The following is a 15,801-nucleotide window of genomic DNA, read 5'->3' as shown; positions in this document are numbered from 1 at the left end:
TCGCCGCCAGGTCTATAACGTTCAAGTAACCAAACCCTTCATCCACACTCCTCAACACAAAGACCGGTCCACACACTCAGGCCGGTCTTTCGTTTAACCAGACCCCTCTGGTTATCACGTGTCGCGGGATGGAGCAGCCCGGTAGCTCGTCAGGCTCATAACCTGAAGGTCGTCAGTTCAAATCTGGCTCCCGCACCCATTCTTCACTTACACGAAAGCCCGCCACAAAACGGCGGGCTTTCGTGCGTATGGCGCTCAGAATAGACACAAAAAAAGCCCACCCAACCGGTGGGCCTTCTTCGATAGTCAGGAGAGGTGTCTTCTTCCCTGTAGCGGGATGATTTTAAGCCGCGACGGTTTTGAGGAAGTCGTCGATCGTCTCCACCAACCCGGCCTTTTCATCTTCCAGTTCCTGAGTGCTCTGACCCACGCGAGAGGCGGAGTGTTTGGTGCGTTCGACGGATTGCGCCATCATCTGCACGCTTTGCTGGGCATTGGCGGTGCAGCCCGCGGCCTTGGCGACATTTACCGCGATTTCCTGCGTCGCCCGGCTTTGTTCCTCTACGGCGGCCGAGATGGCGACGGTAAAGTGCTGCACCTCCTCCATCTTGCCGGCGATGGCCTTGATCGAGTCCACAGCGGTCTGGGTTTCCGACTGGATCTCCGCGATCTGCGCCGAAATATCCTGCGTCGCGCGGCTCGTCTGATCCGCCAGCGCCTTGACCTCGGTGGCCACCACCGCGAAGCCCTTACCGGCGTCTCCGGCACGGGCGGCTTCGATGGTGGCGTTGAGGGCCAGCAGATTGGTCTGAGAGGCGATGTTCTGGATCAGGTTGACGACGTCGCCGATCCGTTCCGAAGAACGGGCCAGACGGTCGATTTTTTCCTGACTTTCGGCGCTGACGCGCGTCGTGTCCTGTACGACGGTCTGCGACAGCGAAATCTTTTCGCTGATGTCGGCAATCGACGCCGCCAGTTCTTCGGCGGCAGCGGCCACGATCTGCACATTGTCCGTGGCTTCGAGCGTCGCGGCCGAGGCGCTTTGCGATTGTTCCGCCGTCTGGGAAGAAATGTCCTCGAGGGTGGCGCTGACATCCTGCATCCCGCGCGTGCTGTGGTGCAGGGCGGACAGGGCCTGATCTATGCGCGCCTTGAACCTCTGGATCGCATTTTCAAGGCTTTCGCGGCGCGTGCGTCGTTCGATACGACCGGCTTCGGCCTGGGCTTCGGCGGTTTCGCGGTCGCGCTGAGCCAGACGGAACCCGTCTATCGCCCGCGCAATGGCACCGATCTCGTTCTGCTTTTGTGTATGGCCCACCTGCGTATCGAGGGCGCCGCCGGCAATACGGCCCAACTGGTCGCTGAAGTCGCTCAGGGGGCGGATGATGAAGCGCAGCACAAACCACAGGCCGCCCGCCACCAGCAGGGTCAGGAGCGCGCCCGCCAGCAGCATATAGAGTTGGGTCGCATGGGCGCTGCGCACGCTGGTCTCGCTGGCGACCCTGGCCGTGTTTGAGATGGACTGGTTCTCGGTGTCAACGAGGCTCAGAACTGTATTGAGGGCCTCATATTCGGCCTTGGCCGTTCCGTCGAACGTCCCCATGAAGGCATTGCCCGCCGATGTGCCGCCCTGAATATAGGCGTCGGCCATGGCCTGCCCCGTCTGATAATAGGCCGGGAACTTCTGTTCCACGGCCTCCAGAGCCGACTGGATATCTGCGAGATGGAGGTCCCTGGCCAGCGCCTTGGCGTGGGCGATGCGCTCTTTGAACTCGGTGGCATTTTTGGCGGCCTCACCCGGCCCGTCGTCCAGTCCGTCCAGTCCCCGCGTTGCGGACACATCAGTCAGGAACTGCTGGACCTGAACCACATTGACCTGAATCTGCTTGGCGGTGAGGGACAACTCGCCCATCAGGGCCTTGCGAGCATTCGCTTCCTGCGCGATTCGCGCCAGCCGGATTTCGTGCTGGAGCGAAAAGAAGAGCAGGGCGCAAAACAGGCCCAGACTGCCGATCAGCAAGGCCCCCGCAATTTTTATCTGTGACGACAGCAAACGCAAACTACTCTCCCCATGGTTGATAAGCCATTGTTATTTGGTTTATTTTCTAGGAGACACCGGTTAATCCCGAATTAAATCGATTTCATGCCGCGTTATTTTTGCAAATAAGGGGCTCAGCCTGCGGCTGTTTATGTTCTCGTTTAAATTGAAATTGTGAGACTTGACGCGTTTTTACTTTTTTGATTTTCGGGCCAATATTTCTGAGACATTTCCTTTTTCGTGTAATTCGTGCGTATTCATTTTCAGAGGCATGTTTAAGTGCGCCTGATTTGGGTTTTTTGGGGGGTTAATCTGCATCAAGAGTTGTGAACTGGACTGAGGGGGAAGGGTTTTGTTTTCTGCGTCGCTTGTTGATGAAATTTATGAGGCCAGTATTTGCAGCGATAAGTGGCCGATGGTGCTGGATGCACTGGCGAAAAGCTGTGAGGCCCAACTCGCCGTCATCGCGTCGTTTCACGGGGGGCACCTGAACCGCCTTGTCGGCAATCCGAAGGGCGTGGCAATGGTCAATGCGTGCTACGAGCAATACGAACGTATGCCGGTCAAGCCGCCACCGCGTAACATCCGGGCGCTCAGGCTGTTTGAGCGCCGGCATTTCGGCTTCGTTGCCGAACCGGACTTTTTACCCGAGGCCGAGGCACTGGAGGATTTCGAACTCCGCACCTTCGTCATTCCGCAAGGCCGCTATCCGGGGGTGGGTACCTTTATCGACGGGTTTGTCGATCATAATGTGCTGATTTCGGTTGAGGGCTTTGAGGATCCGGCGCACTGCTACCGGCTGGTTTCGCCTCTGGACGTCCTCCGACCCCATCTGTGTCGCGCGGCCGCCCTGTCCACCCGTCTTCAGATGGAGCGGGCAGGGGGCATGACCGAGGCCCTGGAGCGGATCGGATTGTCTGCGGCGGTCGTGACCCGGTCAGGGAAGGCGCTCAGCGTCAATGCGGGCTTTAATGTCCGCATGGGGCCTTATCTCGATGATGTTCAGGGGCGGATCAGGCTCCGGGATGCGGAGATGGACGGGGTGTTCCGGACCAATCTCACGGCCTTGCTGGACCATTCACCGCGCGCGAAGTCCGTTCCCCTGCTGTCGGACAAGGACGAGCGCCCGCTGATCATGCACCTGTTTCCGGTGACGGGCGATGTGCGCGACCTTTTCGCCTCGGACACGGTTCTGATCGTCATCGCCGGTGAAGCGCGCGAACAGTTGACGGCGCCTCTGGTGCAGCAACTGTTCGATCTGACGCCGGCGGAGGCGGGGCTGGCCCTGCGCATTGCGGGGGGCGACTCGCTGGAAGAGATTGCGGTCGAAAGCGGTAAAAGCATTCATACGGTGCGCAATCAGACCAAATCCATCCTGATGAAAACAGGCATCCAGTCTCAGAAAAAGTTGGTTTCGGTTCAGAGGGATCTGTCGATCTGAGGGCGTGACCGGAGACGCAAAAGACCCCGGCAGCGACTGGTTCCGCTGCCGGGGTCTGCCGCTTCGTCTGGATCAGGGCACGAAGCTGGGGTTCACGACGGCCCAGAAGGCCGATTTCGGCTTACCCGTCGTATCGAACAGCAGAGGATGGTTCAGCCGGTTGACGGGGTAAGAGGTCAGCCAGGTATGATTGTCGGCCACGCCCCAGGTGGTGACAGACTTGACGCTCGGCTGGCTGGCGAACAGGTCGTACATGGCCCGGTATTGCGCTGCCTGCGCTCGGATGCTGTCCCAGTAGGCGGTCGTGCCTTCGGTCAGGCTCGGGGCGCAGCCGGTGGCGGGCGTACCGTAGCAACTGCCGGGGTCAGAGCCGTAGAGCGACACATCCAGCTCCGTGACATGGTTGATCAGGCCGCGGGTTTCTACGGCCTGAAACGCGGCGCGGACATTGGCCACCGGCGGCCAGGTCGTGGTGATGTGCAACTGATGACCGATGCCGTCGAGCGGCGCTCCGCGCGTCAGCAGCGTGTCCACAATGCTCATCAGGCGCGCCAGCTTGTCTGTATTTTCGGTGCTGTAGTCATTGATAAACAGCTTGACCGTCGGATCGGCGGCGCGGGCGGCCCGCAAGGCGATTTCGATATAGTCGGCCCCCAGCACCTGATACCAGCGGCTGTTGCGATAGGGGCTGCCGGCCGAGTCGCTGGTCGGTTCATTGACCACGTCCCACGCATAGACCTTGCCTTTGAAATAGGTCACCACGTCGGCGATATAGCGCTCAAGCCGCGCCTGCACCGTCGCCCTGTAGGTGGCGCTGGTGCTGTCGCCCGCAAAGAACCAGTCCGGGGCTGACTGATGCCACAGCAGGGTGTGGCCGCGCACGGCGATATTGTTGGCGCTGGCAAAGGCGATGACCTGATCGGCGAGGGTGTAGTTATAGACCCCGGCGCTGGTACCGATGGCCAGCGGCTTCATGCAGTTTTCGGCGGTCATCGAATTGGCGTGCGTTTTCAGCACGGGCTGTGAAATCGCATTGTTGATCTCGCTCGGTTCCGCCGTCATGCCGACCAGAAACTTGCCGTTGAAATAGGTCTTGAGCGCCGGGGCCGTGGCCGGGTCGGGCAGGGTGGGGCCGCTGGCGGAGGCGGTGCTGGAACTGGAGGAGGCAGAGCCGGACGATACGGGGGAAGAGACGCCGCCGCCCCCTCCGCCGCCACCGCCACAACTGGCCAGTGCCGACGCACCGGCCACCCCCATCAGCAGGCCGCGCCTGCTGAGCTGTGCAGAGATATTCATGTTCACTCCCGGTATATCTTTTTGTTTTTGTTGAAGACAGGACGCGCTTGCCTCCACATGATGAGAATGACACAGAATATTTGATAGCGGTACCATAAAAAATGAAGGCCGGAGGGGTTGCCTCCGGCCTGTGATGTTTCTGCCCTGAGGTTACCGTGTGCGGGCTATTTCAGCAGGGCCGCGTCCCCCCAGGTGACGGCAGCGGGAGTGGCGCTCGGGCTGGCGCTGGTGGCCACCAGTTCGACAAGGCGGACCCCTTTCAGATCGGCGGAAAGCGCCTGCGGGGCCTGCCCGAAGCGCAGCGGCTGAGACTTTACCAGCAGCTTGCCATCGCCATAGACGGCGAAGGTCACGGCCTCAGTGGTGTTGAGCGTGGAATCGTCCACCCCGACACGGGCTTCGAAGCGGCGATCGGACGGTTGCACCCGCACCTCCAGCCGCGAATTGGCAAGGATGCCGATACCGCTGCGGAAGGCCTTGCCGGCGACCTGAAGCTGGCGACCATAGGGGGAGGCATCGGCCTGCGCCCCGCCCCAGCCGGTGTAGGCCGGAATGTCGCCGCGCCCGCGCGTGCCGTTCCACGGGCTTTTCATGCGATAGATGAAGGGGTCGGCCTGCGGCACCACGACGCCATCGACCGCCGGGTTGACGCGGCCGGGCAGGTCGGAGAGATATTGCCCGTTGCTCAGCACAGGCGTTCCGCTGGCCATGAAGATCAGGGTCTGATGCGGAGCGAGGTGAAATTTGGCCTCGCCGGTGAAGGGGGCCTGATCGGCCTGCGTCCACAGATCGCGCAGTTTGACCGGCTGAGTGCCCAGATATTTCAGGTGCTCGGCGGTCAGGATGACGTCCTTGCCCTCCGCCGTGCGGTTGAACAGGGCCACGGCCTTGCGCGTCGGGTCTGTGCCCACGGTCTTGATCAGGATCTGCACATCGTCACTGTCATAAGCCAGGACCGCCTGATGGCCGCCCGCATCCTGATTGAGCGCGATGATCGCCTCATTGCCAAAAATCTGCATCAGCTCCGGCGAGGCCTGACTGAGGTCGTAACCGATCAGCAGAGGCGCGTTGATCATGGCCCACAGTGCGAAGTGTGAGCGCGCTTCGACCAGGTGGTTCGCATCGAACTCACCATGGCCGATAAACAGCATGTCCGGGTCGTTCCAGCTTCCCGGATGGGCATAGAGGGCGCGGGTGGCCGCCGAATCGAAATTGGTCAGCAGGCGCGACCAGGAGGGGGTCAGGTCGTCGCTGGTGCGCGACAGATTGCCGACATCCTTGCCCCAGGCGCGCACATCGGCGGAGCCCCAGGCGCACAGCGAAAACACATAGTCGCCGTCCGGATTGCTGGCCTTCAGGCTGGTGCCGATTTGCTTATACAGCGCTTTGACGGTCGGAATATTGGTGCGGCTGATCGACTGGAAATCAATCAGCGGCGGCAATTCGCGATAGGTGCCGGCCTTGACGCGCTCGGAGTCGGCCCCGAAGGCGCGCACGCCGCAGCCATCGACCTTGATAAAGTCGAAGCCCCAGTCCTTGAAATAGAGCGAAATGTCCTGCTCGATATGGCCGTAAAGCCCGACTTCGCGCTCCAGCACCGTGCCTTCGGGCAGGTTCGGGGTGTTGGGGCCGCCAAAGGCCTGAGAACAGGCATTGCGGCCAAGATCGGAATAAATACCCGCCTTCAGGCCCATCTTGTGGATGCGGTCGGTAAAGGGGCGCAGGCTGGTTTCTTCGGCGCCACCGACGGCGGCGGAGGGAAAGAGCTGGCTGCGCACCTGCATCCGGCCGTCCGACTGACGCCGCTTCAGCCACCAGCCGTCGTCTATATTGATGTAGCGGTAGCCCTTGGCCGCCAGCCCACTCTCGACAATGATCCGGGCGGAATCGAGCACCCGCGCCTCGGTCAGGTCGGTGCCAAAGGCGTTCCACGAACTCCAGCCCATGGGCGGGGTCGCGGCGCGCCCTTCGCTATAGGCGCTCCACTTACCCGTGGCGGCCAGAGGGTCGGCCGCAGTCTCGGCGTGAGCGGCGGCGGTCAGGGCAAGACCAACGGCCAGCGCCACGGGGGCGGCGTGTCTCGCAAGGCGACGAAGTGCAGGCGTCATGGAAAACCTTTCGGGCGCAAAATCTGGGACGGTATGGCTTGAGCGGCCTGATCCCGGCGGAATCCGTCCGTTCAAGCCGCCAGTGAGGCGGCGGCCAGGGTGACGGGCAGGGACATGCCGGCGCGGTAATAAGCGCAAGGCGAAGAAGATGGCTGTCCCTGATCGTCGCAGGCTTATTATCAAGCGCGAATATCGCGTTTTGGCCGCCTGTTGCCCCAAGGCTATTATATCAGACAATTTCCGTCAATCGCCCAGAGGCCTATCGACCTTTTGACAGGTCTGGCCTCACACCATGCCCCATGCACCCGCTGAACGGCGTTTTTTGGCTTGATTCCCGCGCCTATTTGTCAGAGGTTTTAGTCTATAAACACACAACAACAGGGTGAGAGAGATGCGACAGTTCGGTATAGCGCTGGGGGCTTTGGCGCTGGTTTTCATGGCGGGTTCCGCAGCGGCACAAGCGGTCAGGACGGAACAGATCACCGTCCATAGCCGCGCTCTGGAAGGCAATCTGGAGGGCAATTCGGCGGACCGCAAGGTGACGGTTTACCTGCCGCCCGATTACGATTCTCATCCCAAAAAGCGGTATCCGGTCATCTATGCCCTGCACGGCTATTCGATCAATAACGAGATCTGGTCGAAGGAAATCCGCACCCCGCAGACGATCGACGGCGCCTATGCGGCGGGCGTCAAGGGCATGATTATAGTCCTGCCCAGCTCGCAGACCCTGCACAACGGCTCGATGTATTCCAGTTCGGCGACGACCGGCGACTGGGAAGGCTTTATTGCTAAAGACCTTGTGGCCTATATCGACAGCCACTACCGCACGCTGGCCACTCGTGACAGCCGCGGTCTGGCCGGGCATTCGATGGGCGGCTACGGCACGGTGCGTATCGGCATGAAGCACCCGGAAGTGTTCAGCGCCCTCTATGTGATGAGCCCGTGCTGCCTGTCGGCGCGCGGCAGTTTGCCGCCGGAAGAGGGACGCAAGCTGGAGGCTGTCAAAACCCCCGAAGAGGCGCAGAGCCTCGGCTTTATGGGACGCGCCACCTTCGCCGTGGCCTCGGCCTGGTCGCCCAACCCCAAAAAGCCACCCTTCTATGTCGACCTGCCGACGAAGGACGGCGAGACCCAGCCCGATGTGATTGCCCGCTGGGCCGCCAATGCGCCCCTGTCGATGGTGCACCAGTACATCCCCAATATGCGGCAGTACAAGGCCATTGCCTTCGATGTCGGTAATCGCGACGGGCTGAAGACCGATACGGAGGCGCTGCACGTCACGCTGGAAAACTACGGCGTGGCCAACAGTTTCACGCTCTATGACGGCGATCACGTCAGTGGCGTCGCCGACCGCTTCCAGAACCACGTCCTGCCGTTCTTCGCCAAGACCCTGTCCTTTGCACCCGCGAAAAAATGAGGGGGTTGCGCCGCACCGGTTTAGGTGCGGCGCAATAGTCTGACATTTGTTTTGACATTATGCGGTTTCGTGTTAGCGGTATCATAATGGCCGGATAAAAGGTCAAAACACCGCGCACGGCGCACGCCGTCCGCACCTAAAAATGACAGGGAGATATAATGAAACCGCTCGTTCTGACAGGCGTATTGTCTCTACTTGCCCTGACCCTGCCTGCCGCTGCGCAGGAGCGGGTGTCGGTGACGGTGGACGCCACCAAGCCGGGAGCCAAGATCGACCGCCGCATCTTCGGTCAGTTTGCCGAACACCTCGGCAGCGGCATCTATGAAGGCGTGTGGGTCGGTAAGGACTCCGCCATTCCCAATACGCGCGGCATCCGCAATGACGTGGTGGCGGCGCTGAAAGCCATCAAGGTCCCGGTCGTGCGCTGGCCCGGCGGGTGCTTTGCCGACGAATACCACTGGCGGCGCGGCATCGGTCCGGAGCGCAAGCCGATGATGAACGCCAACTGGGGCGGCGTGATCGAGCCCAACACCTTTGGCACCGACGAATTTATGGACTTCGCCACTCAGGTGGGGGCCGAGGCCTATATCTCGGTCAATGTCGGCTCCGGCACGGTGGGCGAGGCGGCCGAATGGCTGGAATATATGACCTCCAGCACGCAAGACGGCATCGGGGCGGAACGCGCCCGGAACGGCCATGCGGAGCCCTATAAGGTGGCCTTTGTTGGGCTGGGCAACGAAAGCTGGGACTGCGGCGGCGCCATGACGCCGGACTTCTACGTCAGCCAGATGAAGATGTATGCGCGCTTTGTGCGCAACTATAACAAGGCCCAGCCGATGCAGCGCATCGCGGTCGGCCCCAGCGGTCCGGACACCGCCTATACCGAGGCGGTGATGAAGTCCTACAAGGGCCGCAGCTGGGCCTGGGATATCGAAGGCCTGTCTTTGCACTACTACACGACCGGCGGCGGTTTCCCCGTGTCGCAGAAGGCTACGGGCTTCGGCGAAAAGGAATATGCCGTCATCCTTCAGGATACGCTGAAGATGGACGAGCTGGTCAAGACCCACTCCGCCATCATGGACAAGTACGACCCGGAAAAGAAGGTGTCGCTGGTCGTCGATGAGTGGGGCGCGTGGTACGTGGCGACCCCCGGCACCGATCCCGGCTTCCTGATGCAGCAGAATACGCAGCGCGACGCCGTGCTGTCGGCGCTGAACCTCAACATCTTCGCCCGCCACGCCGACCGCGTGCGCATGGCCAATATCGCCCAGATGGTCAATGTCCTTCAGGCCATGATCCTGACGGACAAGGAAAAGATGCTGCTGACGCCGACCTATCACGTCTTCCGCATGTACGTGCCGTTTCAGGACGCCACCTTTATCCCGGTAACGCTGAATGCCGGCACCTACAGCTTTGGTGACATCAGCCTGCCGCGCGTCGATGCGCTGGCGGCGCGCGGGACGGACGGGAAGATCTATCTCTCCCTGACCAATCTCGACCCCAGGACGCCGGTGGATATCGACGTGGCCAGCCTGAACATCAAGGTGAAGACCGCGACCGGTGAGACCCTGTCGGCGGCGAAGTTCGACGCCTACAACACCTTCTCGGACCCGGAGACAGTGGCCCCCAAGCCGGTCACGGCGAAGATGAAGGATGGCAAGGTGATGGTCCGCCTGTCCCCCGCCTCGGTCACCGTACTGACCCTGCAACCCTGATCCTCTCCGCGCCGCATCAGTCAGACCCTGATGCGGCGCAACGGTTTTCAGTGCGTTTTCGCGTCCCCGGCCACGCCTGCCGTGGCCTGTCTTTGCACGCATCTCTATACTTTCAGAGGCTCCCATGTCCCACCCAACTCCCCCCTCCGTCTCGCGCCGGCAGGCTCTGGCCGCCTCGGTCGCCACCGGCCTGCTGACCGCCGCCCCTGTTCTGGCGCAAACCGCCAAGCCCATTGCCTCGACCCTGAGGGCCGGGCAGGAACGCCCCCCTATCAACCCGTTCATCTATGGGGGCTTCCTTGAGCATATCGGCGACCTCATCAACCACAGCCTGTGGAGCGAGGTGCTGGACGACCGCAAATTCTATAACCCCATCACCGCGACGCCGCCCGCCAAACCCGAAGGCCGGCCGGGCCGCAACCGCGACAGCAACCGCTGGGTACCCGTCGGCCCGGAGTCAGCGCTGAGCATGGACCGCAAGACGCCGTGGGTCGGCGCACAGTCGCCGGTCGTGCAGCTGAGCGCGACGGAGCCGCGCGGTATCGCCCAGTCGGGTCTGGCGGTCGCTGCCAAGGACTATGTGGGGCGAGTCGTCATCGCTGCCTACGGCAGGGCGGAAGTGGCCGCCACCCTGATCTGGGGCAGCGGCCCGGCGGAGCGTCAGACGGTCCGGGTCGAGGCGGGCGCGGACTGGCGCAAGGTGCCCTTGCGCTTTAGCTGTCAAGCGGCCACGACCGAAGCGCGGCTGGAAATTACGGGCACGGGCACCGGCACGTTCCGCGTCGGGGCGGTGTCGCTGATGCCCGCCGACAATGTCAAAGGCTTCCGCGCCGATACGCTGGCCCTGATGCGCGAGATCGACTGCAAGATCCTGCGTATCCCCGGCGGCAACTTCATCTCGGCCTATGACTGGAAAGACACGATCGGCGATCCGGATACCCGCCCGCCCGTCTGGGACCCGGTTTGGAGCTTCGCTCAGCCGAATGATGTCGGCGTCGATGAGCTGCTGCAAATGTGCCAGATGATCAATGCCGAGCCGTCGTGGTCGGTCAGCACCGGCTTCGACGGGCCGCGTTCGGGGGCCGAGCAGGTCGAATACATCAACGGCAGCGCCGACACGCCGTGGGGCGCCAAACGCGCCGCCAATGGCCATCCGGAACCTTACCGCGTCAAATACTGGAACATCGGCAATGAGATGTACGGCAACTGGCAGATGGGGCACATCCCCCTGAAGCAGTATGTCATCAAGCACAACCAGTTCGCCGACGCCATGCGCAAGGTCGATCCGTCCATCTACATCATCGCGCCCGGCGGCTTCGTGGATGAGATGACGACGGGGCAGGGCATCTTCGTGGCCGGTCAGCCCAATGTCGAGTTCGGCTCAGACCGCGACTGGGCCAATGGCATGATGACGCACGCCTGGGGGCGCTTCGATGCGCTGGCCACCCACGCCTATCCGCCGGAAAACAAAAAGTTCGACATGGCGACGGGCAAGCTGTTCGACGTGCAACGCCCGCTGGTCGAATGGGCGCGTCAGCCCGCCAACCGCGTCCTGACCATGGTCGAATGCTGGGAAGAGTATAAGCGCCGCCATCCGGCGCTGAACGACGGCAAGGTCAAGGTTTTCTTCGATGAATATGCCTACAGCTTCCGTCAGAACCTGAAGACCTGTCTGGCGCTGGGCATGTGCCTGCACGAATTCTTCCGCCACACCGACTTTATCGACATGGCCGGTTATACCATGGCGACGGGCTGGCTGGATTTCGACCGCACGCGCTCGGTCATCAGCGCCACCGGCCGCATGTACCAGATGTACAATCAGCATTTCGGCACGATCCCTGTCGAGGTCACGGGCGCTTCGCCCGTACCGAAGCCCGACTTCCCTGCGGGCGGGGATCAGCCCCGTGTCAATGCGGGCAGCGCCACCTATCCGCTCGACGTTTCCGCAGCCCTGACGGCGGACCGCAAGGCGCTGATTGTCGCTGTTGTGAATGCCACGGAGCAAGCCCAGAGCCTTGACCTCAAGATCGACGGCTTCAAGGCGCGCAAGGGCGGCCGCTGCTGGAAACTGACCGGCCCCGACCTTGAGGCGCAAAACGCGGTGGGTAAGCCGGAGCAGGTGGCGGTCGTCGCGGGCCGTTTCCCCGCCGGGCCGCTGCGCATCGCCCCCATCAGCATCGAACTGTATGAATTCGTCCGCGCGTAAGCCAAGGGAGGACACCATGACACCCAATCGCTATTTTACCGCAGCCGTACTGGCGGCCCTGATGTCCGCCGGGGCGCTGCAACCGGCGGCGGCACAAAACCCGCTCGATGCGCCCGGCTATCAGGATGCCTCCAAACCGCCTGAGGCGCGGGCCGCCGACCTTGTGTCGCGCATGACGCTGGAAGAAAAGACGGCGCAGCTGATCAACGATGCCCCGGCCATTCCGCGCCTCAATGTGCGCGAATACAACTGGTGGAACGAAGGCCTGCACGGGGTGGCCGCTGCCGGTTACGCCACCGTCTTCCCGCAGGCCGTGGGTCTGGCCGCCACCTGGGATGAGCCGCTGATCCACCGCGTCGCGGAGACGATCAGCGTCGAGTTTCGCGCCAAATACCTGAAGGAGCGCCACCGGTTCGGCGGTTCGGACTGGTTCGGCGGCCTGACCGTGTGGTCGCCCAATATCAACATCTTCCGCGATCCGCGCTGGGGCCGGGGTCAGGAAACCTATGGCGAAGACCCTTACCTGACGGCGCGCATGGGCGTCGCCTTCGTCAGGGGGCTTCAGGGCGATGATCCGGTCTATTACCGCACCGTGGCGACGCCCAAACACTATGCCGTCCATTCGGGCCCGGAAGCCGGTCGTCACCGCGATAATGTCAATCCGTCGCCCTATGACCTTGCTGACACCTATCTGCCGGCCTTCAGGGCCACCATCACCGAAGGGCAGGCCGGTTCGATCATGTGCGCGTATAACGCCATCAATGGTCAGCCCGCCTGCGCCAACGAAGACCTGCTGGTCAAATATCTGCGCAAGGACTGGGGCTTTAAGGGCTATGTCGTGTCCGACTGCGACGCCGTGGGCGATATCTATTACAAGACTTCGCACGCCTATCGCCCGACCCCCGAAGAAGGGGTAACGGCGGCCTATCAGGTGGGCACGGACCTCATCTGCGGTAATGCCAATGAGGCCGACCACCTGACGCGCGCCGTGCGTCAGGGCCTGCTGCCGGAAAAGACGCTCGATACGGCGCTGATTCGCCTGTTTACCGCGCGCTTCAAACTGGGGCAGTTCGATCCGCCCGCAAAAGTTTTCCCGAAGATCACAGCCGAGGATTACGACACGCCCGCCAATCGCGATTTCTCGCAAAGGGTCGCGGAGTCGGCCATGGTCCTGCTCAAGAACGAAAACAACCTGCTGCCGCTGAAGGGTGAGCCGCGCCATATCGCCGTCATCGGGCCCAATGCCGATTCGATGGACTCGCTGGTCGGCAACTACAATGGCGATCCCTCGCACCCGGTAACGGTGCTGTCCGGCATCCGCGCCCGTTTCCCCAAGGCGACCGTCACCTATGCGCCGGGATCGGGCCTGATCGACCCGGTGATGGCGGCCGTACCCGACAACGCCTTCTGCCGCGACGAGGCCTGCACCCAAACCGGCGTGACGGTCAGCCATTTCGCTACCCCCGATATGGGCGGCGCGCCGCAGACGACTGGCAGCGAAGGCGGGATGCGTCAGGTCTGGGCCGGTGAAAACCGCAGCGGGGCCGTGCGCTATGACGGCTATCTGACCGCACCGGAGACAGGCGAATACCGCTTCCGTTACGACGCGCACGGCGGCTATCGCATCTGGGTCAATGACAAGATGATCGTCGATGCCTGGCGGGTGGACTGGCGGCCTTCCATCGCCACCGGGACCGTGCGGCTTGAGGCCGGGTCGCGCAACCGCATCCGCGTCGAATCCTTCCAGCGCCAGCCGAAGGGCGAGGAGACGCTGATGTGGAGCCTGCCGTCGGATACGGGCGCGCAGGCGGCCGTGGCCGCTGCAAAAGAGGCCGATCTGGTGGTCTTTGTGGCGGGCCTGTCGCAGCGCGTCGAAGGCGAAGAGATGCGCGTCGAAACCGAAGGCTTTTCGGGCGGCGACCGCACCAGCCTCAACCTGCCGCCTGCCCAACAAAAGGTGCTGGAGCAGGTCAGCGCCGCCGGTAAGCCGGTGGTTCTGGTCCTGATCAATGGCAGCGCGCTGGGGATCAACTGGGCGGACAAAAACGTCCCGGCCATTGTCGAAGCCTGGTATCCGGGCGGGCAGGGCGGGGCCGCCGTGGCGCGTCTGATCGCCGGGGACTACAGCCCCGCCGGTCGTCTGCCCGTCACCTTCTACCGCTCGGTCGATCAGCTTCCGGCCTTCAACGACTACAGCATGAAGGGGCGCACCTATCGCTACTTCCAAGGCGAGGCCCTCTATCCGTTCGGCTACGGCCTGTCCTACACCACCTTCCGCTACGCGCCGCTGACCCTGTCGGCGCGTCAGGTGGCCGGTGACGGTCAGGTCAGCGTCTCGGCCGATGTGACCAATAGCGGGTCGCGCGACAGCGATGAGGTGGTGCAGCTCTATGTCAGCTATCCGGGCCAGAAGCTGGCGCCCATCCGGGCGCTCGCGCGCTTCGAGCGTATTCATCTGAAGGCGGGGGAGACGAAAACCGTGCGCTTCACGCTCGACCCGCAGGCGCTCAGCACCGTCAATGCCGATGGCTCGCGCTCGGTCAAGCCGGGCAAGGTCGAGCTGTGGCTCGGCGGCGGGCAACCCGTGACGCGCAAGGGGCTGCCGGCAGCCGCCGGCGTCAAGGGCACCCTGACCGTCACCTCGTCCCACCTCATCAAACCCTGATTCGGAGATCGTCCATGACACGCTTTCTGGCCCTGACCCTCGGCGTGGCTGCCGCCGCTCTGGCCTTCGCCGCCGCCGCCGAAGAGACGGGCACGGGGCCCTATCCGGCCGTGTTCGAAGAAGACCCGACTCTTCCGGCACACGTCGTCTATCACCCGCAGACCCTGTCGGCCCTGAAGGGAGAAAAGCTCGGTCTCTACGTCTTTGGCAACGGGGCGTGCAGCCGCGACGGCACCAGTTCCAAAAACCATCTGCTGGAAATCGCCTCGCACGGCTATCTGGCCATTGCGCCGGGCACCATACCCGGCCCCAAACCCGCGGAGGCCCCGCAAGGGCCGCTGCCGGGGGGCCTGAAGGCTGCGACCTCACCCGACGCCCTGACCGAGGCCATCGACTGGGCGCTGAAGGAAAATGCACGCAAGGGCAGCCCCTATTACCAGCGGCTTGATCCCAAAAAGATTGCCGTATCGGGCTTTAGCTGCGGCGGGCTTCAGGCCATCGCCATCGCCAAAGACCCGCGCATTGCCACACTGGTGGTGATGAACAGCGGCGTTTTCAATGCGGGCAATCCCATCGCAGGCCTGAACGTCGATAAGTCGATGCTCAATGACATCCACGGCTCGGTGCTCTACGTCCTCGGCGGGCCGACCGACATCGCCTATGCCAATGGCAGCGACGACTATAGGCGCATCACCCATATTCCGGCGGCGCATATCGACATTCCGGTCGGGCACGGCGGCACCTACATGGACCCGCACGGCGGCATCGGGGCCGAGGTGGTGACCCACTGGCTGAACTGGAAGCTGAGGGGCGACAAGGTATCTGCGGCCAAATTCGTGGGCGAGGCCTGCGGCTATTGCCAGGACAGCCGCCTGACCTACGCCCGCAAGAATTTCTAACCCCCTCAGAGCGGGA

At 62.6% G+C, this 15,801-nt stretch carries 9 protein-coding genes and 1 tRNA gene; 7 read left to right on the top strand and 3 right to left on the bottom strand.

Annotated elements, in window-relative coordinates; genetic code table 11:
• Nucleotides 1–122 precede the first annotated feature (122 nt).
• A tRNA-Met gene (locus tag PQU94_RS15515) sits at nucleotides 123–199 on the top strand.
• Nucleotides 200–343: 144 nt separating this feature from the next.
• Here PQU94_RS15515 and PQU94_RS15510 read toward each other — a convergent pair.
• Nucleotides 344–2,059 (bottom strand): methyl-accepting chemotaxis protein, encoded by a 1,716-nt coding sequence (locus PQU94_RS15510; protein ID WP_272742342.1) that lies wholly within the window; start codon nucleotides 2,057–2,059, stop codon nucleotides 344–346.
• A gap of 331 nt (nucleotides 2,060–2,390) precedes the next feature.
• On the opposite strand from PQU94_RS15510, the gene PQU94_RS15505 reads away from it, so the two are divergent.
• A complete protein-coding gene (locus tag PQU94_RS15505) occupies nucleotides 2,391–3,479 on the top strand; it encodes a helix-turn-helix transcriptional regulator (protein ID WP_272742341.1) in 1,089 nt (362 codons plus the stop codon).
• Nucleotides 3,480–3,551: 72 nt separating this feature from the next.
• Here PQU94_RS15505 and PQU94_RS15500 read toward each other — a convergent pair whose 3' ends face one another.
• Both PQU94_RS15500 and PQU94_RS15495 read right to left on the bottom strand, forming a co-directional pair.
• On the bottom strand, nucleotides 3,552–4,775 hold the full coding sequence (locus PQU94_RS15500; protein WP_272742340.1) for an endo-1,4-beta-xylanase: 1,224 nt from the start codon (nucleotides 4,773–4,775) through the stop codon (nucleotides 3,552–3,554).
• A gap of 164 nt (nucleotides 4,776–4,939) precedes the next feature.
• The gene (locus tag PQU94_RS15495; RefSeq protein WP_272742339.1) at nucleotides 4,940–6,883 is read right to left on the bottom strand and encodes an NPCBM/NEW2 domain-containing protein; all 1,944 of its coding nucleotides are present in this window, start codon (nucleotides 6,881–6,883) and stop codon (nucleotides 4,940–4,942) included.
• A 391-nt stretch (nucleotides 6,884–7,274) separates the two neighbouring features.
• Between PQU94_RS15495 and PQU94_RS15490 the strand changes: the two genes are divergently transcribed.
• The 5 genes from PQU94_RS15490 to PQU94_RS15470 all read left to right on the top strand — a co-directional run bounded on the left by PQU94_RS15490 (nucleotide 7,275) and on the right by PQU94_RS15470 (nucleotide 15,785).
• Entirely contained in the window at nucleotides 7,275–8,300 is a 1,026-nt protein-coding gene (locus PQU94_RS15490) for an alpha/beta hydrolase (RefSeq protein ID WP_272742338.1), read from the top strand.
• Between the two features lie 158 nt (nucleotides 8,301–8,458).
• A complete protein-coding gene (locus PQU94_RS15485) occupies nucleotides 8,459–10,015 on the top strand; it encodes an alpha-N-arabinofuranosidase (protein ID WP_272742337.1) in 1,557 nt (518 codons plus the stop codon).
• 124 nt (nucleotides 10,016–10,139) lie between these two features.
• Nucleotides 10,140–12,221 (top strand): alpha-L-arabinofuranosidase family protein, encoded by a 2,082-nt coding sequence (locus PQU94_RS15480; protein WP_272742336.1) that lies wholly within the window; start codon nucleotides 10,140–10,142, stop codon nucleotides 12,219–12,221.
• Nucleotides 12,222–12,237: 16 nt separating this feature from the next.
• Nucleotides 12,238–14,886: a glycoside hydrolase family 3 protein gene (locus PQU94_RS15475; protein WP_272742335.1), complete on the top strand. Its 2,649-nt coding sequence runs from the start codon at nucleotides 12,238–12,240 to the stop codon at nucleotides 14,884–14,886.
• 14 nt (nucleotides 14,887–14,900) lie between these two features.
• The gene (locus PQU94_RS15470; RefSeq protein WP_272742334.1) at nucleotides 14,901–15,785 is read left to right on the top strand and encodes an alpha/beta hydrolase; all 885 of its coding nucleotides are present in this window, start codon (nucleotides 14,901–14,903) and stop codon (nucleotides 15,783–15,785) included.
• The last annotated feature ends 16 nt before the right edge of the window (nucleotides 15,786–15,801 follow it).

This window comes from Asticcacaulis currens (assembly GCF_028550395.1).
Lineage (GTDB): Bacteria > Pseudomonadota > Alphaproteobacteria > Caulobacterales > Caulobacteraceae > Asticcacaulis > Asticcacaulis currens.
This window is presented reverse-complemented; position numbering and strand designations above follow the sequence as displayed.